This window comes from Haloferax sp. Atlit-48N, from assembly GCF_003383015.2.
Lineage (GTDB): Archaea > Halobacteriota > Halobacteria > Halobacteriales > Haloferacaceae > Haloferax > Haloferax volcanii.
Genome location: NZ_CP137689.1, coordinates 2,371,175 through 2,392,457, shown reverse-complemented (window position 1 = coordinate 2,392,457; position 21,283 = coordinate 2,371,175). Strand labels below are relative to the sequence as shown.

Here is a 21,283-nt window from a genome sequence, read left to right as displayed (position 1 = left end):
AGTTACTCGTCCGTGTTGAAGCGCCGCCAGCCGAACACACCGAGCACGCCGATAACGATGACTGCACCGACGATTAGCCCGACCGGGAGGCCGCCGCCCTCTGACTCGATTACTTCGATGGGCGTGGTGTACGTCTGGGAGACTTCCGTGTCACCGTCCGGCATCTCGTACTGGAAATCGAACGAGACCGGGTAGCGCTTCGGCAGCGCGTTGGCCCCGGCGCTCAGCGCAATCGTGAACTCTTCGGATTCGCCCGGCGGGAGTTCGCTGATGATTCCCTCGTCGTTGCCGCTACTGAGCGGGTCGCTGACGAACGCCTTCGCTTCGATGTTCGTGAGCGGCTCGTCGCCGTTGTTGGTGACCCGAACGCGGAGCGCTCTCTCACTGCCCGCTTCGATGGTGTTGTTGACGACTTCGACGACGAAGCGGTCCCGATGCGGCGCGATTTCGGCGTTGGTCGTGAGACTGTCGCTGACCCGCGTGTTGCCGCGGCTGTTGCGGTACGCCACCGAGAGGTTGAGCTGTTGGACGTTCGCGTTCGCGGCGTCACTCACGCCGACCTCGTACGAGAAGTCGGCGCTGTCGCCGGGTTCGAGGTCCGGCAGCGCGTACTCGGACGATTCGACGTTGATGTTCGGGTTGCTCGAACTAAACCGGAGCACCGGGTCGTCGACGCGTTTCGGCCCGTCGTTGACGACCGTGCCCGAGACCGTTCCGTCCGCGCCGACGCGGAGGTTCGTGGTGACGTTTTCGAGCGAGAAGCTCTGTTCTTCGACGGGGGTGACGCCGACGTTCAACGTTCGCGACGTTCGAGCGATGCCGTCGGTGTCGGTGTAGTCGACATCGAGGTTCACCGTGTAGCCGCGAACCGTCGCGTCTTCAGCGAGCGAAACCGTGTAGTTGACCGTCCGGCGTTCACCGACAGCCCAGCGACCGACTTGCGCGGTCGAACTCTCCGAGGCCGTTCCGAACACGAGTTCGTCGCTGCGGGAGGTCGCCGTCACGCTCGCATCGGTCGCGGCGCGGGTGCCGGTGTTCTCAATCGTCACCGAGAGGTCGCCGGTGTCTCCGACCTGTGCGGTCGTTTCCGTCTCGACGACTTCGAACCGTGGCTGGTCGCGCACGCGAACCGTCACGTAGTGGGTTCTCGTCCGCGTGTTGTCCGTGTACTCGGCCCCCGACGGGTCGTAATCGACGAGTCGGGTGTACGTGTACGACACCTCGACCGGGATTCGATACGTCCCGGGGGTCGCGTTCTCGGAGACCGTGATATCTATCGGCGAGAGGTCGACGGTCCCCGTCGGGACGTTTCCAGCGCCGATTGTGCCGGTGTTAATCTCGACCGGGGCGTCCCCCGGGCGTGCCTCGACCGTGACGCCACGGGCCGTTGTCACGCGACTCTCGTATCGTTCCGGACCCGATTGGTCGATCTCGCCGTTGTTTCGGAGCGTGAGCCTGAGCTGGGACTGCGTTCCGGGCTCGAACTCACTCGTCGACGTGAAGACGTCGATATCGGGAGAGCCGTACACTTGCCCCGAACTGGCAGTCTGGGCGACCGCCGGGGTAACCATAGACGTAGTCAACACGAGAGCGAGACCGAGAGTCAAAAGCGTAGAACGGAGGGTGTCTCTGTGCATCAGTACGTCTCAGACGTGTGAATGAGAACGGTAGTTGAACAAGACTGCGCGCGCCCCGATACCTGTGTATACATCTCTACTAACAGTAGCGACACACAACTAATATCTTTTGTGGATATCGGTCGGTGAATCGACAATAAACCCCCGAATGATGGGGGTAGCGAACGTCAAAAGAGGGTATTCGGGACCGACATACGCTCTGTACGTTGCGTGACATTCCTTTGCTCGAAGCGACGGACACGCTACCTGGTGCAGTTCGCCCCTCGTGTTAGCGTCACATCAAGAGTTCACCGAAAACCGGACGCACAACGGACCTGCAAGCGCGCTAAGGCGTTTGTGGACGGTGGCTGTGACAGAAAGTACTTACTACCGGACCAGATAGTCAGGGGTATGAGTCCACGGACCCGCTCGATACGAACATTATCTGTTATTTTCTTGTTGATTCTCGGGTTGACGGCGATTCCCAGCGGCGCAATCGCTGTCGATTCTGACGAATCGGCAGCTGAATCGGTACGGTTCGCGGACGTCCAACGGGTCGAACAGCAGGGTGACTTCGTAACGCGCACGCTGGTCCTCAACAACACCGACGAGGCCAGGTTCCAAATCTCAGCTGTGGAAGGTGAGTTCTCGACGACGGTCTCAGTGACTGACGGCTCCGGCGACGGTAGTGTCACCGTGGTGTTCGACACGCAACAAGCGGATAATCCTGACGCTGCATTCCGAGTGGCGGACGCAAACGACACCGTCTCGGTCCTCACGCGGCCGAGCAAGACCAGCCAAACGACACTCCCGACAGGTCGGTACAGCGTGATTGCCTCTGCCGGCCACACCCGGATTGCGGACCGACTCTGGATCGAACCCCCATCGGTTCGTGGGAGTGCGGTGTGTTCAGTACCGGCCTCCCAGCAGCCCAGCCACATCGACTGTGCCGATAGAGTACGCGAGACTGGGTCCCCGTCCGTCGTTGCAGTCGGTGATGATGCAGTCGTGCAGTACCGTGTGAGTGGACTCGAAAGTGCCGTTCAGCAACCCGCTCCCGGTACGCAACCGGTGTTCGCACGCAATGCGTCCACGAGCGCGCACACGACACACGTTGTACAGTGGTCGCCAGAGAGTGACGCTCGTACGGGCCAAACGCTTCGGATTACCTACCGCGGGGGTCCGTCTCCCTCGCTGCACAGCTCACAGCTGGTCGACCACATTGGGATTGATACGGATGCCGACGGTGAGATCGACCGGTCGCTCAGAACCGCCGTCAATCGGTATCAGGTCACGTCTACTGGCGGGCTGACAGTCGCGTTCGACGAACCGATAACAGTCGCGGACAACGAGACACTGCTGTTCGAATACCACGTCGTCAACCCCCGTACGGAAGGCGTAAGCGATGCTTCGGTATCGTTCGGAGGCGAGACCATCCACAGTAGTCTCGAATACGCACCGAATGGTCTCGGTAACGTGGGTCCCGGTGTCGACCTCCGGGTTGAGAGCTCCGAGATGGATCTCATCTCCCCACAGACGGTGTTCGATGTCGCATACGATGCGGAGACCGACAGCCTCAACGTCGTCGCTGACTCCGCCCGCTTGGAAACCGGGACGTACAACGTGACGGTCGCAATCGACAGCGATATCCACGCCGACGGCGAGCAAGTCGTACTGACTGAAGCGTTCACGGTCGCCGAACCGTCGGTAGATGACCTCTCGGCCACCATGTCCGACACGAAGCTTAACGTCTCGGCACGGACCAACCTCGCCCCACAGACCAAGATGGATATCGATCTCACGATGTCGCAGGAAGGAACCACGTATTTCTCGCGGTGCCTGACGACGGTCGGCAAGAACGGCGTCGTCACTTGTAGCTTCGCTCCGCCAGGAACCGGCTCTGCGAACGTCTCGATTAGCTACAACGACACGGTCGTCGCGGGACCGGAAGAAATCGAAATCGAGTCGAACGTGACCACTCGCGGGTGACGCTCTTCCACGCGGTACTGCCGTCGGCTCGCGACTGAAGCTGTGGTCTGTCCGTGGATTCTCGGTCTGACTCGTCTCGGCGGTCGTGGTCTCTTTTCTTGCGTCTCGTGGACCTGTCGAGGGTGAGGCTGCCGTCGTCGTCACGACCGCTCTTGTCGTGTCGTTGTCGGTGGTCGGATTAGTTCGATGCTCGGTGGCGGTCGGGTTCTCGGTCGTCTGCTCCGAGAGTGTTGGCCGGAACCGTCCGCTGACTCTGACTGTATTGTTGCGTGCGGGCGGGCCCGCGTCCGGACGCCAAGTGGAAGACGAAAACGGGGACAGCGACCAAACATGCAATAGAAACAGAAAGCATTTACCAAGGCCGCTTATATCGTTCTACCGTACCCCTGCCCATCCCCCGCTAGTAGGGATCCGCGTTATAGCGAACTGCGCGGAAAATACTGGCGCTACAAGTACACTATGACAAAGCTCAAAGATCAAACGCGTGCGATACTTCTCGCCACGCTGATGGTAACTTCCGTCTTTGCGGGAGCCATCGCGTTCACGGGAAGTGCCGCCGCGGAGCGTGGAAATCTCGACGCTGACAACGAAACGTTCAACAAGACAATTGCATCCGGCGACCGCGTCTTCCTCGGTGAGGAAATTGACACGGACGCCGGCCTCGGTGCTTCGGAGCCGCTTCTGACGGGTGTCTCGGGCAACGCGGAAGGTATCTCCCTTGACCTTACCTCGCCCATCCCGCAGAGTTCGGAGAACCAGCCGCTTGGTACGTACTCCGCTGACGGCAACAGTGGTTCGGCCAACGTCACGCTGCTGGCGCCGCGCATCACCGACAGCGAAATCGTGACGGCCTCCGGTGGCGACGTCACCGGCTCCGCCATCAGCTCGGACGACGCTGACGAACTCTACGTCAACGCGAACTACAACTACGAGTCCGCCGAGAAGGTCACGGTGACCGTCGAAGATCCGAGCGGAACGGACATCACCAACGAGGTCCTGACCAGCTCCAGCGACATCATCAACGACAGCACGGTTGACTCGCAGAACGGTGCCCAGATCGACATGTCCGGTCAGGACGCTGGCGAGTACACGATCATCCTCGAAGGCGCTGAAGACCTTGACTTCGGTGACGCTTCTGAGACGATGACCCTCACGATCTCGTCGCAGGACGAGGTCGGCCTCGAACTCGACAGCGAATCCGTGACGCAGGGTACTGACGTTCAGTACACCGTCACGAACGGCATCGACGGCAACGAGCACGTTGTCGCTATCGACCTCTCCGACCTCCGGAACGACGCCACGACGGAACAGGCCAAGGCGGTCTTCCGTAACATCGGCGACACCTCGGAAGTCGGCATCGCGAACAGCAGCGCTACGAACGCGAGCGGCTCCGCCACGGGCCCGACCGTTGAGACTGCTGACATCGCGTACGCAGTCGTCGAAATCGACGGCGCCAGTGCAGTTGGCGGCGTTGAAACGCAGTACCTCGACGACAGCGACGTCGACATCGAAGTCTACGACGCTGGTGTGAGCGCGACTGCAGCAGTCGATCAGGACGCGACGAACGACATTACGCTCACCGTCGAAGAAGGCGGTGCATCCCTTTCGAGCCCGACCGGTCAGTACGTCGTTGGCTCGGAAGTCGACATTAACGGTACGGCTACCAGCTCCGACAGCGTCGCAATCTACGTCCGCGACGATGGCGACTGGCAGCTCCTCGAAATCGGTGGCAACAACGAAATTAACGTTGACTCCGACGACACGTTCGAAGAGGAAGACGTTGCGCTCTCGGGCCTCGGCGGCGACGGTAGCAGTATCCTGTCGCTGACGGGTACCTACCGCATCGGTGTCATCGACGCGTCGGACGCTGACGTTGGCGGCGACGGTTCCGTCGACGACTCGCTTACGACGTCCGAATTCACCAGCGGTGTGAGTAGCAGTAACTCGCTCCGTGTGACCGACCAGGCCCTCACGGGTCAGTTCACCACGATCAACGGTCAGGTCGCTCCTGTCGCCTCCGGTACGGTTGACGTTAACGGTACCGCCTCCGGTGCCAACTCCGTCCTCGTCATCTTCGTCGACGAGCGCGGTAACGTCAACTACCAGGAAGTGAGCGTTGACAGTGACGGTACCTACGAGGAGGACGACATCACCGTCGGCCTCACGCAGGGCCGGATCACCGCCCACATCCTCTCGGTCGGTCGTGACGGTAACGTCGGTGACGGTTCGCTCCCGCCGGCTAGCGGCAGTGGCGACCTCTCCGAACTGATGACCTACCTTGACGATCTTGACGCAGGTAGCAACAACGGTGAGCAGGTCAACGAGCTCATCGCCTCCGAAACGGTTGACGAGACGGCGAGCGACGACCTGATCGTCACCGAGACGTTCCGTCTGGCCGAGTCCTCGACGTCCATCGACTCGATCTACCCCGACGCCGCTGAAGCGTCTGGCATCAACCCGGTTGCAACCGGTGAAACGATGGTCATCGCTGGCTCGACGAACCTCAAGCCGGACGACAACACCATCAGCATCGAAGTCACGAGTGAAGACGGTACGTCCGTCGCACTCGAAGACACTGACGAGTGGAACAACGACGGCCAGTGGATGGTCGAAGTTGACACCACTGACTTCGAGACGGGTACGTTCACCGTGGAAGCCGACGACGGCGACAACACGGACACCGTGAACGTCGAAATCGTCTCCGAGCGTGAGGACACCACGACGACGTCCTCCGACAACGCGACGGACACGACGACCACGGACGAACCCACGGAAACCACGACGACCGCAGAGCCGACTGAGACCACCACCGAGACTGAGGAGACGACCACCACGTCCTCCAACACGCCCGGCTTCGGTATCGCAGTCGCTCTCGTCGCACTCGTCGGCGCGGCACTTCTCGCCCTCCGCCGCGAGAACTAACGCCGCCGTCCCTCCTCGTCACTCCGACGAGGATGTGACGACAACAGACGAGTAATCGCCGGACTCGTTCCGGTCTTTTATTTTCTTTCCCCTACTCCACTGAGAGACATCTCCGAGAGACCGCCGTCGCTTCGCACGGAACTCAGCGACCGCCGGTGTGCAGACTCAGGGTCGTGCCGAGCGAGACGACTCGTTGCGGCCTTCCGATGGAACGGGGGTGAATCCGGACGCCTGTGCAACCCGGTTCTGCGAAACGCGTCGTGCGACAGGAAGTCGTCGAGAGCTCAGAGTTCCTCGACCGGTAGCCAGAACGCAGAGGACGTACGGTACTCGAAAAACAGCGCAGCGCCGGCCGTGCAAAGCAGGCCGTCTCACTCGGTGACAGGGAGGCTACTCGTGAGGAGCTGTAAGAACGCCTCGGCAAACGTCGTGTTTGCGCTCCAAATCGCGATTTCGGGCGCTGATCGATTGCTGCGGACGCTCAGCAGGAAACTATCCGAATCAACGAGTAGCAACCGGACCGCGTGCTCACTTTTGGACTGTTGTGGCGGGACCGACACGCTGGACACACACTCGGTCTCCCTCCACGGCTCTGCGATCTCTTGGCCGTTATTCTGGAGCAGGAGTACTGGGACCTCCCGAGAACAGCACGACCGGACCGAACTCAGGAGTTCGGCATCCGGATGCGCGAGGTCCTTGGCACCGTAGATCACTCGCGTTTCGGCTTCGTCGATGAGTTGACTGGCCCGGCCGATAATCGCCGGAGTACCCGTAATGGTCCACACGTCTTCGCTCTGTTCAGCCGACGGTGCTGTCTGCCGCTCGAGCGTCTCAAGCCGGTCGAACGCCGTGTCGCGCTTGGACTCGAACTCACGGCTGAGTTGAGACTCCACCTCGGACAGCGAGATGGGTTGGAAGACCTGTGGGTTGGCCCGTTGAACGCTGATGAACCCTCGCGATTGTAACTCTTTGGCCGTCGTGTACACCTGTGACCGAGGCACGTCCGACGTCTTTGCGACCTCACGCGCCGTCCCTTCCCCGAGTTCGATAAGCGCAGTAAACACGCGGGCCTCATATGTAGATAGACCGAGTTCGATGAGTGCATCAATCGCTTCGCTGTTATCCATGGATAGACTACCTCTCGGTGACTGGTAGCGGTTTGGGTACTTGTCTCCGGTGGTTCAATCTTTCGCCGGATGGGCTCTCACGAGGGCAGTGGGGAGGTGGAGCCGTGGTTGCCAACTCGCCGGACGTGGTGCGGTGAACGTCTATACACCAAGCGCGGCGAACGGCTTCCGCGCTACGACCGTGTGCGAACACACCCGCTTGGGTTTCCACGCGCGATTCTCGCACCCACCAAGTCGCACGGGCCGTCTGTATATCTCGGCACCGACCGCGGAGAGCGACCCCCGTCGGGGTGAGCGAAGTCGGGCGGGTCGGTAACCGAGATAGGGGTGCCTGAGATGTGAGTTGAGACCGAAATAGATTAGTATCGATGGCTTTGATGAGAAGAAAGGTTGGCGCTAAGCCAGCCTCTGTATGGGCAGTCATCAGTTTCGACCCGACCAGGTGTGTTAGTGGCCGGTTGTTCGATGACTGTATATGCGGGTAATCGTGTAGATTTGCGTACTCGCAACGACAGGCCAGTAACATTCCATCTTGGACGGGTGGCTCCCGACTTCGGGACCGTCTTGGCCCGCGCTCTTGGAGTCACCTCTGTTGGTCCCCCTCCGAATTTCAACGATGATAGCCGGGTGTGTAGATTTATCTTCGAAACGCTCGCTGGCTAGTGTATTCGAACATGGACTCCAAGCACGTGGGTTGGGCGGCCGCGGTTCTCCTGGTACTTTCTTTTACTGCCGGGGTAAGCGCCGCAGCGGAGCCACCAACGACAACTGGAGACGCAGCTATCGACGTCCCCGACACACACCGGCAGGTCGGGCAGAACAATTCGACTGGCCTCTCAGAGCCGAACCTGACGGTGGTCATCGACAACCGAACCGTCGCCGACGGTGACACGATTACGACCGACGATAACCCCACACTCACGGTCCGAGCAAACGGTTCGGCACCGATCGACTTGCTGGTCGTCCGCGTCGATGGAGACAGCAGACGGATATATACGCCGAACAGCACCGCGGTCAACGAAACGGCGACGCTCGATGTGAACGCCGGTGAGCACGCGCTGGAGGTGCTCGTCCAGTCGAACGGGCGGACCACCGCCCACCGGGCGACGATAATCGAGGATTCGATCGCTCCGGCGATAGTGTTCTCGTCGCCGTTCCGGACGGGCAACACCAGTATCTACGACCGCCCCGAGAACAACTACACGATCAATCGGTCGCAGATCCAACTCGATGGGACGCTTCACGACCACTCTGATGTCGAGCAGGTAACCATCGAGCTACGCTATCACGGACAGGGTATCGATGCCCCCTGGGGGTTCCGAAAACGAATCGTGATCGACGACCCGAACACGTCGATTTCCAAATCACTTCGGCTGGGACCGTTCAACGAGCAAGTGGGTGCCGGCCAAAACAGCCTCAAAATCACGGCACTCGATTCGCGCGGCCATCGCCGTCACTACAATGTCAACCTCTACGTTGAGGACGAGGACCCACCGTCGATCGAGATACTCGACCAGCGTCTGATAAACACGCGCTCGGCAGTTCGGTTGACGATTCGGGTGACGGATCAGGTCGGCATCCGCTCGGTCGGTGTTCGTCGAGGGTCGGCCGACGGGTCGGGGTTGAACTACGAGATTCAGCCGAAGCCAGTCGGGGCACGCCCTATCGAGCACACGTTCACGAAGACGATTCCGCTCGCAGGAGACAGCCGAAACATCACCATCGTTGCGGATGACGGCACCGAGAACGCGACGAAACGCGAAATTGAGGTGGACCACACGCAGCTCGTGCGACCGACGATTGAGGTCCGACCAGATACGCTTCGGGTCAGCGATAACCGCGTCCACGTCGAAGGCCGCGTGTACGATGGCCGCGTGACCAGCGTGTACGCCGAGACGGTCGGCCCCACTGGCAACACCGTCGACCTCGCTCAGATATACGGTGGGGGTGTGACCAGCGCCGTTACGATCAACGAGACACTCCAACTGGATAGCTATCCGGCACGCGTCCGGATCCGCGCAACCGACTCGACCGGGAGGGAACACATCGAGTCGGTCCAAGTCGCACAGCCAAATGCGACGGCCGACCCGGAGACCGCGTCGACGACGACCCCGGATAGCACGGTGCGGACGAACACGCCGTTACCCGGTGTCCCGTCGGAGTCTTCGTCGCAGGGACTTCTCGGAACACTCGTTGAGGCGGTCAGAAACTTGGTTTCAACAACTGCCACCGGTGAGTCCCTCGAGGTGTAACTTCTCGGGGAACGCCGAGGGCTGGGCCCGTGGCCCGTTCGATATTCGTCCACCACCCCGCGAGCGGTCGTTCGACGTGAAGTGCTGATTCGTTCAGTAGTGCCAAATCTATTATAAATCCTCATTTTGAATACGTCTACCACATGCCCTCCGACACGGAGTCGCCGCGGACCGTACTCATGCTACTGTGTCTCGTTGCGGTCGGTGTGGGACTGACACCACTTGCGACCGCAAGCATGGATGTCGCCTCCAACAACGATGCAGAACCGACACCGCCGGATGCAGACGTTCCGGACCATACGCTGGCTCAAGCCCAACTGTCGTCGACCACGGACACGGCGACCGAGACAGCGAACACGACGCCCACGCCCACGCCCACGACCACAGCGACGTCGACACCGTCACAGACACCAAACACGACAGCCACCGCCACGCGAACTCCCACGCGGACGGCGTCTGCAACACCAAACACGACAGCTACCGCCACACGGACGACTGCTCCGGTGACGGCCGACGCGCCACAGGGGCTTACCGTTGCAGGGCTTTCGGCACCGGAACGACTTCGACCGACGGAGCCGTACACCGTGACCGCGACGGTCCGCAATCCCGCTAACGAGACGCGCTCGGAGCGGATTGAATACGTCTTTTCCGGGTCGACGATCACAAACCGAACGGTTCGGTTGGCCGGTGGTGCGTCGCGCGAGGTCCAGTTCGAACTGACGGCGAGCGGGCAGTTGACCGGCACGGAGACGGTTTCGACGGGGACGTACGTCCACGGCGTTCGTAACGCGTCGGGAGCGGGTATCCCGCGCTACCTGCGTGTGACACCCGACGTCGACCTCGCGATTGAAGCGTTTCAAGCGCCTGCGACGGCACCCAGCGACCGCGAATTTGTCGTCCTAGCGACCGTCTCGAACCCGGCCGAGACAACGATCACGCGTGATGTCGCCTATCGCTTCGCTGGAACGACGATCAGCGAGAAAACCATCACCGTCGGGAGCGGCGAGCAACGGCAGGTCGCATTCGCAGTCACGACCGAGCGGGTCGAGGCCGCAGATAGCCTTATCCAGCGAGGTCGGACCTACGACCACAGTATCGAGACCGCTGGTGGGGCAACCGTCAGCGATGCGATTCGACTGCGAAGCGAACCGAGTGCACGCGCGGCGGCGCTCACGACACGGGACGTGCAACTCCCGAGCGACCTTCGGGAAGATACCCGATACACGGTCGCGGTTACGGTCAGGAACGTCGGAACAACTGCTTTCGACGGGCAGTTCGTCTACCGCCTCAACGGAACCGCCGTTGCGACGCAGAGTCGTAACATCCCGTCTGGCCAACAGCGGACCATCAGCTTCGAAATCGCCTACGCCGACATCGAGCGGGCGGCTCAGCCCCTTTCGACGCGCACGTCGACACAGTCACTCACCGTGGGGAACGCGTCGCTGGCCAGCGAGGATGTTACGGTCCACGGACGCATCGCGGACACGGACAGGCGCACAGAGTCTCCGACACCTCGACAGGCGGCCAACTTCACCAACGACTCGGAGGAAGACCCCGAAGCGTCTCGTGCGACGTGCGAACGAGGATTTTTCAGTCGATGTGGCGAAAAAACTATTGACCAGATGACACTGACGCTTATCGGCACGCTCAGCTCTGTCGTCGCGATTCTCTACGAAATGCTCTCGGGGACCTAACCAATGGCGCGAGGTCTCCCTGCGCTCTGGAGTTCGGTTTTCGGGCTCCCGCTCGTCGCCGCCGGGGCGTATCTGTCCGGATTCGTCGCGGAGCTGTCGGGCGGCTCACCGAGCCAGTCATCGCCGGCCGCTGGGCTCATCATCGCCGTCTTCGGGCTGTTCATCCTCGCGATGGGGTGGTACGTGCATTTCGTGACGGCTCCGGAAACACCCCAGATGCGAGCCGACGAGCACCTCGTCGAGACGCGGAATCCCGCACAACGAAGCGCGCTCGCGGAAGCCGCGCTCGCCGTGCCCCTCCTCTCCCTTGGAGGGTATCTGCTGTATTTCACGCACCGCCCGCTGTACCAGCCGACGATTGCGTTCGGAGGCGGCCTGCTTTTGTTCTCTAGAGGAATCTATCGCTACTGGCAGAACACGCTTACCACCTACTCCTTGACGAATCAACGCGTAATCGAAGAGTACCGATTTATCTCGTTGTTGCGAAACGAGGTGCCGCTTGAGAAGGCTCGTGGCGTCGAGGAGACCCGTTCGGCGTGGGATTCACTGTTCGGGCTGGGGAACGTCAGGATTCGGTCCGGGGCAAGCGGCGGTCTCACGGTTGCCGTCGAGCAAGTGTACGACCCCGCCGACTTTGCCGGACAGGTCCGCCGGGAACTCTCCTCGGGAAGCGAGCAGACAGCGGCCGCTCAGGAGCCAACGGCTGAGGCGCGTGCTGACGGTGTGGCTCCGCCCTCGGCTGACGCGGGGGCCGAACGGGAGCGGTCCGTGGACTCGACCGAGTCGGCCACGGGCGACGCGACCGACAGCGAATCAGAGGCGGTATCGGCGGACCGGAGCCCCGATACGGACGAAACCGCGTGATGCCCGTCGGAAGCATCTGTCGCGGACTGCGTTGAGCAGTTTGGGTGGAGGAGAGGGGGAGGGAAGGGTGTGTTACGAGGACGAGGACCGGCTGGCAGCCACGCGCTCGGCAATCGAGTCCAAGAGGACGAGCGTCGGCGGGAGCGTCGCCAACGACGCGATGAGCGTCAGGAACACGACGCCGACGGTCAGGAAGCCGAACCCGCTGAGAATCGGGAACGGCGACAACACCAGCGCCGAAAAGCCGAACACGGTCGTCATTCCCGACACGCTAATCGCCTTTCCGACCCGAGTGGCCGCGGTCTGAACGGCATCGAGTCGACTGACGCCCGCCCGCTGTTTCTCTTGGTAGTATCGGTCCATCACGATGATGGTGTACTCCGCACCGATTCCGACTGTCATCGCCCCGAGACTCGCACCGAGTGGCGAAACCGGGATATCCAGCAGATACATGTAGATGTTCTGCCAGCCGATGACGAACACCATCGGGATGAGCGGCGCAACAGCCTTCACCAGATTGCGGTAGTACACGAGGAGCAGGATAAACACGAACAGGACGCCCAGTCCGGTCGTCACGTTTCGTGAGTTGATCTGCTCCACGATAGAGGGGGTCGCAATCGCGGCGGTCCCCGTGATTTCCGCCGTCACTCCGGGTGGGGGGCTACTGTACGCGATTGACTCGCGCGTGTTCTCCAGGAACGAGAGGGCCTGCTGAGTGGTCATATCCTGTGCGGAGTAGACCATGATGTGCGCACGCCCGTCGTTGTAATACTGGAGTTTCTGTCTCTCGGGGACGGTTTCGAGCACGCGTTTGACGCCGCTCTCAGTCTGGGGGAGTTGGCCCCCGTTGTACTGTTTAACCAGCGTCGCTGGCGAATCGACGCCTTGTACCAGCGGGGTCTGTGTCGCGATGTGCTCGAAGTCGAGCATCCACTGCAACGTTGCCGGATGTTTGAGATTCGTCCCGGTCACGAGCACGTCGTAACTCGTGCTCGAACCGCCGCCGGCAACAGAGCGGAACTGCTGGAGGTCGGTGTAGGCGGGGAGGTCCTGCGGGATGAACCCTTCCGTGTCCGCGAGCGTGTCGAGCGACCCGCCGGCCTGAAAGCCTACGAGAGCGATCAGCAGTGCGATACTGAGGACGAGCACCGGATGACTCGCGAGTATCCGCGCCGAACGACCGAGCAGTTCCCCGACGAGGCCGACGCGATCCGAGTCGCCTTGGTCTTGAGACTGCGTCGTTGTGGCCGTTGTCGGGGCGTCGTCTTCGTCCGGCGTCTCGTCTTCGGCGTCGCCCCGCCGGCGAACCCAGAGGGTAAGCAGCGGGAGGAGAACGAGTATCCCCGCGATGAAGGTGAGAAGCACGCCGAAGATCGAGGTCTGGGCGAACCAGATAATCGACGGCGACGACGTCGACACCCACGTCGCTCCGAACCCCAACGCGGCGGCGAGCATAGCGACGAAGACCGGTGGACCGATTCCGCCAAGCGCTTGCGGAAGCGCTTCGCGCGGCGGATGGTTTTCGAGTTCTTCCTCGTACCGCTCGTGGAACTGCACGGAGTAGTCGATGCCCAACCCAATCAAAATCGGGAAGACCGCGCTGGTCATCGTCGAATTGGGGACACCGGCGTATCCAATCGCTCCGAACGTGTAGATGACGCCGACGAAGACGGCGACAATCGGGAGGAGGCGAAGACGGACGCCGCGGAACAGGAAGAACAGCGCCACGACCATGAGCCCGATTGCGAGGCCGAGTAACTGCTGGGTGCTCTGCTGAATGAGCGTCGAGAGCTGTGCAGAGAACGCGGCACTGCCAGTGACGGTTACCGTCGTCCCGGAGGGGAACTCCGCCCAGTCAGTCGCTTCAACGGCCTGCGTGTAGATGGGGCGTTCCTCCGTCTGAGAGAGCCCCGTATCGAAGACGATCTGGACGACCGTGTAGTCCGGCGACCCGATAACGCTTCGAATCTTCGCCTCCGAATCGGGGATTCGGCCGTACTCCCGGCGGACCTGATCGGCCGGACTCGTTACGGTATGGACGTTCGTCTTCGTCGACATCTGCTGGTCGACGCGGTCAATCGCGTGGAGCGTCTGCGGCTCCGTAATATCTCCCCGTACGAGAACGGCGATGCTGCCCCGGTCAAACGACTCCGTAAACGCGTCGAACGTTGGGTTGTCCGCAACGAATGCAGCGTCGCCAGTAACGCTGGTAATCTGCGCAGCACCGCCGAACGCGGTGAAGATAAGCAGGACTGCGAGAAGCAGCACTGCGATCGGTCGCTGTTGGACCTGTCTTCCGACCGCGCTGAACAGCTGGCGTAGCTTATCCATGGTTACTCCTTGTCCCGTCCATGGTCCGTCATCGACGGCGGTAGATGACGGCTATCGCTCCGATTCCGAGGAGTGCGACGACTCCGAGGACCGACATCGGAACCGGGAGTCCACCGCTCGACGGGGAGAGCGCAATGCCGACCGGCAGGCCGTCAGTGTACCTCGTGTCGCCGTCAGCCTCGTCGTACCGAACCTCGACCGAGGCGTCGTAAGCCTTGACAACCGCACCCGACCCGGCGCTGACGGTGAACGTCGCCGTTTTCGTTTCTCCCGGCTGCATCTCTCCGAGATACGCGCCGTCGTCGGACGTCGAAATCGGGTCGCTCACGAAGAGCTTGGCGTTCGTCGCCGACACCGGCTCTTCGCCGTTGTACTGCACCGTGACGTCCACCGTGTCGGTCGCGCCCGGCGAGACGCTCGTGTTGACGCCGACGACCGTGAACGGGTCCTGTTCGGGTCCGATTGCTATCGACTTCCGAATCGGCGACGTCGTTCTCACGTCACCGTCTTGGTTCTCGTATTCGACGACGAACGGGAACGTGTTCGTCCCCGGTTCAGCGCCCGCCGGAATCGAGACGGTAAACGAGACCGGCTTCGACTCGCCGGGGGCGAGGTCGCCGATAGCTGACTCGCCGTTCGTCGGCGTCACGAGCGCCGTGTCTCCGATTTGGACTGCGAGGTTGTTCGCGGTGCCGCTGCCCGTGTTGACGACCTGTGCGTTGATTTTCGCTTCACCTTCGTCGACCCTGAATCGCTCCGTCTCGATGTCGCGTATCTCGAAGCTTCGCTCGGGGTTCACCGCGATGCCGGTCGTCAGCGTGTCCGACGTTTCGGTGACGCCGTTCTGGTTCTGGTACGACACGGCCAGGTTGACGGGGTACTCACCTGCCTGGGTCTCCGCCGCCGCACCGACCTGGACCGAGAGGTTCGTCCGCTCGCCCGGTTCGAGGGTCGGGACGTACAGGCTCGTCGACGACTGCGGATTCTGCATCGTGCCGAAGAAAATCGTCGGCGACTGCGTCGTGAGCTGGACCGACGACGACGTCGCGGTTCGCGTGCCCGTATTTTCGAGCGCGAACGAGAGCTGGCCGGTGTCGCCGGCGAATACGGCGTTGTTACCTTCGCTCACGACCTCGAACTGCGGGCGGTCTTCGACTTCGACCGTCACCGACTTCTCTCTCGTGACGGTCCGCCACGTGTATTCCGGTCCGTCGACGCTGCCGTAGGTGACCATCCGGACGTACTTGTACTGCACCTCGACGGGTATCTCGTAGGTGCCCGGCTCGGCGTTGCCGAGTTCGATGTTGAAATCAAACCGAGCGGTCCCCGAGTCGGGGATGGAGCCCGCGGTAACGGTTCCCGTCTTCACGTCGATTGGTGCATCGATCTGTTCTTCGAGAATCTCCATCTCCACGCTCTGTGCGGTCTGGACTTCCTGTTCGTACTGTGCCGGCCCGCCCTGTTCGAGCCGACCGTTGTTGCTTGCGACAACCGACAGCGTCGCGGCCTCGCTCGACCGGTAGGTGTTATCCGACACGCTGAGCGAGAGCTCCGGGTTCCCGTACACCGAACTCTCGGCCGACACGGGGACTGCGGCAATCGACGTTACGACTAGTACACAGAGGAGTATCGCTGATTTGTTCCGAACCATCGTATGATCTTGTTAGGTGTCTGACTGGCCGTTCGGAGGGTGACTTCCCGAGTCTTCGTCCGCTCCGATATCCGAGTTCACACCTGTGACGTGATTGGTTGAGGTGTAAAACTCTATCGAACGGTCGTTCTATCAAAATAATTCTATATTGGAACAGCCAGCAGCAGCGCCAAGGCGTCCCCTGTCGAACCAGTGACGTGTAACTTAACGAAGGCGAAAACTAAATCCGTATCCTGACGTATCAAGGTGTAAGACAAACGTGGTGGGTAACAAACTGATTTCGTGGGCGGTGGTGCTCGTTGTCGTCTGTACGCTTTTTACACCCGTGTCGAGTGCCCCGGCCGCGGCAGCGCCGCCCGCGGTCACGTTCGTCGAGACGCCCATCCAGTCGGATACGACGTGGACCGCGGATGAGGGTCCGTATCGGCTCATCCGGAGCGTCGCTATCGAACCCGGTGCGACGCTCACGATTCGCCCCGGTACGGAAGTGCAACTGGCGGAGGGGGTTTCGCTCACCGTCCGGGGCTCGTTGCAAGCCGCGGGCACTGCCGAACGGCCGGTTCGAATCACGCAGAGCGCGGCGTCGGGGCGGAATCTCAGATGGGAGACGATTCGCTACAACGGCACCGACTCGTCGACACTCTCGCTTCGACACACGACGCTCCACGGCGGTCACAGCGGGATTACGACGACGAGCGGAGCCGGCTCCGTCACAATCGTCGACTCGCGCCTGGAGAACTTCTCCGTGGCGGGTATCTCCGTCAACGGCACGGCGATGCCCCCGGTCGAACTCACGCGGTCGACGCTGACCGACATCGGCGGCCACGCCGTCCGCGCGAGCCCCTCAATCGGGGCCGTCGAGGAGGTCGAACTGAACACGACGGACCGACGACGGAACCAGACGGCACGGCACACGCTCGGACTCGCCCCCGGCGTCGGCGTCTCGATGGAGACGATTCGGCTCCGGTATCCCACCGAGCGGTCGGTACGCGACGTCGACGCCGAGACGCTCGACCGAATCGGCCTCGACACCGACAACGATGGAGACATCGACCGGTCGCTCGACGACGACGTTTCGGACGTCTCGGTCAGCGGGCGTCACGTCGAGATTTCGCTGTCGCGGTCGGTGTACGTGTCGAGTCGGGACCGGCTCATCGTCGAGTACGGCGGGGTCGTGAACCCACGGACCCGAGGCGTGTACCCCGTCGGCGTCAGCGTGCTCGAACACCGGACGCCGCAGCTATCGGACGGTGTCCACGCGATGTACGTCGTCGGCGAGGAGACGACGCCGTTCGCGTACACGCGGCCGACCGACCTCACACGCGTCCGAGGTATCACCGTCCGTCAGTCCGTGTTCGACGGGATTGATGGTGCGGGAGTGTTCGCCGCCGCGGATATCGTCACCGGCGTCAGAATCAGCGAGAGTCGGTTCACCGACGTACGGGGCGACGGCGTGGCGATACGGGCCGCCCAAAGTGAAAGCAGTTTCCGCGACAACCGCCTGCGCGCCGGCGATGCGGGGATTCACGTCGAAACCCGAACGCAGACGACGCTGGTCGCGAGCGAAAATCGGATTTCGGAGTCGGAAACCGGGATTCGCGTTCGACAGTCCGAGCGGCGCGTCCGCGGCGTCACGCGGGTGACGCTCCGCGGAAACGAGTTGGTCGCCAACGACCGCAACGGACTCGAAATCCAGTCCGAAACGAGCGAGGGCGAACTGCTGCTCGCGAACAACACGATGAGCGAAAACGGGGACGACGGGGTCGCGCTCTCGAACTGGGCCATCAAGGACAGCCGCGTCAGCGGCAACCAACTGTTCGACAACGGCGACGACGGCATCGCAATCGACAGCCACGTGGTGCGGAACCTCACGCTGTCCCGGAACCGAATCGCGGACAACGGCGGCGGCGGACTCGACGTGTCCGTCCGCGCGTTGGTTCGAGATGTCGCTGCGACCGACAACACGATTTCCGACAACCGGGGCCACGCGCTCGCGGTGCGCTCCGACCTGCTCGTCCATCGCGTTGCTGTCGCGGGGAACGACCTCACCAACAACGGCGGGGCTGGGCTCCTCGTTTCGACCCCGCTCACGCACAACGGGCGGCTCAGCGTGACGGACAACGTGCTCGTTGCGAACGGTTACGGACTCGTGGCTCGCGGGACGCTGAATGCGACGGTGCAGCGCAACGACATCGTGTTCAACACGAACTCGCACGTCCGACCGCCACCGCTTCCCGGCGTCGACCCCGGTACGGGAGTCTACATCGCGGAAGGGCCGCGCGGTGCGGTCCTCGACCAGAGCGACCCGGACGCCCCGTTCGCTGAGCTCGTTGCGAACCCGCAGCTCCGGCAACAGATCGAGATTACGCGGCTCTGGGGCGATACGGTCGCCGTCCTTCGCACCGACGGGGTGAGCCACGTCCGCTCGACGACCGAGGGTGCGGTCGACATCCGCCGCGTCGACGGCACGCTCCCGACGGGTGTCGAACTCTCGTACGCCAACTCGACCCCCGACCGCTTCCGGGTCGCCGACAACGACATCTACGGTCACGACACCGGGATGGAGATAAATATCACGCAGCTCGTCACGGCGAACACGACGGCACGAATCGTCACCGACTCGATACAGACGGTCAACGCGGAGTCGAACTACTGGGGTGCCGCGAGCGGACCCTACCACGCGTCCATCCTGCCGGAAGGCGAGGGCGACGAGGTCACGATTACCAACGGCTGGGTCGACTTTATCCCGGTCGCGGACGCTCCGACCGGCCAGCAGTACCGGCGGCCGACTCCCCGCCTCGACGCGCCGTCGGCGGCCGAGCCGGGCAGTCGAATCGACGTTTCGGGGGCCGATAGCACAGCCGGGACCGGGTCGGTCACCACGTATCATTTCGTCGTTAACGGGACGAACCACACGACGCGGGACAGCGCCGACCTCCGCCTCCAGATGCCGAACGAGACGCTCTCGGTCTCACTCGCTGTCGAAGACGACCTCGGAATCGACAGCAACGCCTCCGCAACGGCGCGCGTCCGGGCGGCGTCATCCGGCGACGCGGCGGTGAGCGCTCCGGGGAGTCCGTCGGTCGCGTCCGGCCCCGAACAGGGGGTGTCGTCCGGGGCTGGACTCCGTTCTGCGTGGGGTCTCCTCGGCGGTGGCTGTCTCCTGGCTGCGCTCTTCTTCGGCGGCTACGGGATGGTCCGGACGGTCCGAAACCAGCCGGTCCCGATGCGCGGGGTGTTCGTGCAGGCGCTCGCGGCGTTCGGTATTCTGGTCTGGCTCGTCGCCGGCTTCGTCGGCTCGACGCAGCTCGTCCTCGTCGGCGGTGCCGCCGGGGTCGTTTGGGGCGGGCTCACCCTCGTCGCGTACCTTCTCGCCACTCGCCTCTGAGGCGTCGTCGAGGCCGACACACGGGTGTCAACCCTGTTCGACTGCGGCGGTATGTATGACGGATTTGGGTCTAAGTAGTGGAAAAACTCATTTATTCTTGGCTCAGTGAACTGTCCTGTGGAAATGGAGCAATCCAACCTGACAGTCCCACTGACCTATCGGCCCTCCCAGAAGCAGACACCGAGTACACGACCGGTTCGGATTCGAGAACGACCCGACTGCGGCGGTGTATCGAGTGTGACATCCGGGGCCGACGTATGACAGCTAAACGCGGCGCTCGACTCGCTGTCGTGGCGACAGTCGCGCTGGTTGCCGTTACGAGCGTACTCGTCGCGAGCCTCCCGGCGGTGAGCGCACAGTCGGGCCAAATCGTGGTCAACTCGACGACGGTCGAGCCGCGCGAGCCGTACGTCGGTGAATCGGTCACGGTCAGGGCGACCGTTTCGAACTTCGAGAGTAGCTCCGGCGGCGTCGACCTCAAAGAGGTCACGCTCCGGTCGGGCGGCGGCATCGTCGCTGAAGCGAACAACCTCGGAACGCTCGGTCCGGGTGGGTCCGTCGACGTGCCGCTGTCCACCACGTTCACGAGCGCAGGGGAAAAACAGCTCAAAGTCCACGTCTCCGGCCGCCACGAAAACGGGAACGTCATCAACGTCGAGTACCCGGTCATCGTGACGGTCGAAGAACGAGACGTGCGGGCTGGCCTCTCGGTGGGCGAACAGACGAACGACACCGTCAACGTGGAGTTGACCAACTACGGGAACACGAACCTCTCGAACGTCGAAATCACCGCGTCAGTAAACGGTTCCCAGATTGCCCAGCGGTACACCGCGAATCTCGACCCGGACGCGAACCGCTCTGTCGTGTTCGACACCGCCGATATGAGCGACCGGGTCGTGCTGTTCACTGCGACGTACACCGTCGACGGAGAGACGTTCACGACCACGCTGTCGGAGGAGATAGACGACGACTCGGTCCCCGGAGAGATTCGACTGACGAGCATCGAGACCACGCAAAGAGCCGGCTCCGTGACGATACAAGGCGACGCCGCAAACGTCGGGAACACGGACGCGAGCTCGGTCTTGCTGACGGTCGAGGAGACGGCAAACGTCACCCACGGTTCGCCGTCCGGCGGCTACTTCGTCGGGCGCGTGGAGGCGAGCGAGTTCGCCACGTTCGACGTGACCGCAGAGCTCAGCGGTGAGCCGACGACCGTTCCCATCGAGGTGTCCTACATCGTCGACGGCGACCGCGTGACGACGACACAGGAGGTGCCACTCGATTCCGGTGGTGCCGCGCCTGTCGCCGCCGGTTCCCAGTCCGAGCAGGGTCCGGGCTCCAATGAATCGCAGTCGGGCGGTTCCCAGCTTCCGTTACCCGTTATCGGGGGCGTGCTGGTGGTCGTCGTGCTCGGTGGGGTCGGCATCTATCGCTGGCGCCAGCACTAGC

12 protein-coding genes are annotated in these 21,283 nt (G+C 62.3%); 7 read left to right on the top strand and 5 right to left on the bottom strand.

Features of this window, described 5'->3' with window-relative positions:
* Positions 1-2: 2 nt before the first annotated feature.
* On the bottom strand, positions 3-1,571 hold the full coding sequence (locus tag DEQ67_RS12745; protein ID WP_233509312.1) for a COG1361 S-layer family protein: 1,569 nt from the start codon (positions 1,569-1,571) through the stop codon (positions 3-5).
* Between the two features lie 501 nt (positions 1,572-2,072).
* Between DEQ67_RS12745 and DEQ67_RS12740 the strand changes: the two genes are divergently transcribed.
* A complete protein-coding gene (locus DEQ67_RS12740) occupies positions 2,073-3,605 on the top strand; it encodes a hypothetical protein (RefSeq protein WP_115891520.1) in 1,533 nt (510 codons plus the stop codon).
* Between the two features lie 459 nt (positions 3,606-4,064).
* Positions 4,065-6,527 (top strand): HVO_2072 family ArtA-dependent S-layer glycoprotein, encoded by a 2,463-nt coding sequence (gene csg, locus DEQ67_RS12735; RefSeq protein ID WP_115891427.1) that lies wholly within the window; start codon positions 4,065-4,067, stop codon positions 6,525-6,527.
* A gap of 371 nt (positions 6,528-6,898) precedes the next feature.
* Here csg and DEQ67_RS12730 read toward each other — a convergent pair whose 3' ends face one another.
* Positions 6,899-7,654 carry a TrmB family transcriptional regulator gene (locus DEQ67_RS12730; protein ID WP_004062807.1) on the bottom strand — a complete coding sequence of 252 codons (756 nt, stop codon included), beginning with the start codon at positions 7,652-7,654 and terminating at the stop codon, positions 6,899-6,901.
* A gap of 674 nt (positions 7,655-8,328) precedes the next feature.
* On the opposite strand from DEQ67_RS12730, the gene DEQ67_RS12725 reads away from it, so the two are divergent.
* The gene (locus DEQ67_RS12725; protein ID WP_006601228.1) at positions 8,329-9,906 is read left to right on the top strand and encodes a hypothetical protein; all 1,578 of its coding nucleotides are present in this window, start codon (positions 8,329-8,331) and stop codon (positions 9,904-9,906) included.
* A 307-nt stretch (positions 9,907-10,213) separates the two neighbouring features.
* Here DEQ67_RS12725 and DEQ67_RS12720 read toward each other — a convergent pair whose 3' ends face one another.
* Entirely contained in the window at positions 10,214-10,393 is a 180-nt protein-coding gene (locus DEQ67_RS12720; protein ID WP_158543167.1) for a hypothetical protein, read from the bottom strand.
* A gap of 16 nt (positions 10,394-10,409) precedes the next feature.
* Here DEQ67_RS12720 and DEQ67_RS12715 point away from each other — a divergent pair, with 16 nt between their 5' ends.
* Together DEQ67_RS12715 and DEQ67_RS12710 are read left to right on the top strand one after the other, a co-directional pair.
* Positions 10,410-11,600, top strand: coding sequence for a PH domain-containing protein (locus tag DEQ67_RS12715; protein WP_233509313.1), 1,191 nt, complete (start codon positions 10,410-10,412; stop codon positions 11,598-11,600).
* A gap of 3 nt (positions 11,601-11,603) precedes the next feature.
* The gene (locus tag DEQ67_RS12710) at positions 11,604-12,464 is read left to right on the top strand and encodes a PH domain-containing protein (protein ID WP_004062804.1); all 861 of its coding nucleotides are present in this window, start codon (positions 11,604-11,606) and stop codon (positions 12,462-12,464) included.
* A gap of 72 nt (positions 12,465-12,536) precedes the next feature.
* Here the strand turns inward: DEQ67_RS12710 and DEQ67_RS12705 are convergent, their stop codons facing one another.
* On the bottom strand, positions 12,537-14,795 hold the full coding sequence (locus tag DEQ67_RS12705) for an efflux RND transporter permease subunit (RefSeq protein ID WP_115891428.1): 2,259 nt from the start codon (positions 14,793-14,795) through the stop codon (positions 12,537-12,539).
* Between the two features lie 28 nt (positions 14,796-14,823).
* Positions 14,824-16,380 carry a COG1361 S-layer family protein gene (locus DEQ67_RS12700; protein WP_115891429.1) on the bottom strand — a complete coding sequence of 519 codons (1,557 nt, stop codon included), beginning with the start codon at positions 16,378-16,380 and terminating at the stop codon, positions 14,824-14,826.
* 391 nt (positions 16,381-16,771) lie between these two features.
* Between DEQ67_RS12700 and DEQ67_RS12695 the strand changes: the two genes are divergently transcribed.
* Together DEQ67_RS12695 and DEQ67_RS12690 are read left to right on the top strand one after the other, a co-directional pair.
* Complete coding sequence (locus DEQ67_RS12695; RefSeq protein ID WP_115891430.1) at positions 16,772-19,834, top strand: right-handed parallel beta-helix repeat-containing protein; 3,063 nt, start codon at positions 16,772-16,774, stop codon at positions 19,832-19,834.
* 290 nt (positions 19,835-20,124) lie between these two features.
* The gene (locus DEQ67_RS12690; protein WP_004062800.1) at positions 20,125-21,282 is read left to right on the top strand and encodes a hypothetical protein; all 1,158 of its coding nucleotides are present in this window, start codon (positions 20,125-20,127) and stop codon (positions 21,280-21,282) included.
* Position 21,283 lies beyond the last annotated feature (1 nt).

Bases quoted from the DNA above. Each gene is read 5' to 3' on its own strand.
- DEQ67_RS12705 (WP_115891428.1), bottom strand. From the start codon at position 14,795: ATGGATAAGCTACGCCAGCTGTTCAGCGCGGTCGGAAGACAGGTCCAA.
- DEQ67_RS12730 (WP_004062807.1), bottom strand. From the start codon at position 7,654: ATGGATAACAGCGAAGCGATTGATGCACTCATCGAACTCGGTCTATCT.
- csg (WP_115891427.1), top strand. From the start codon at position 4,065: ATGACAAAGCTCAAAGATCAAACGCGTGCGATACTTCTCGCCACGCTG.
- DEQ67_RS12725 (WP_006601228.1), top strand. From the start codon at position 8,329: ATGGACTCCAAGCACGTGGGTTGGGCGGCCGCGGTTCTCCTGGTACTT.
- DEQ67_RS12710 (WP_004062804.1), top strand. From the start codon at position 11,604: ATGGCGCGAGGTCTCCCTGCGCTCTGGAGTTCGGTTTTCGGGCTCCCG.
- DEQ67_RS12745 (WP_233509312.1), bottom strand. From the start codon at position 1,571: ATGGTTACCCCGGCGGTCGCCCAGACTGCCAGTTCGGGGCAAGTGTAC.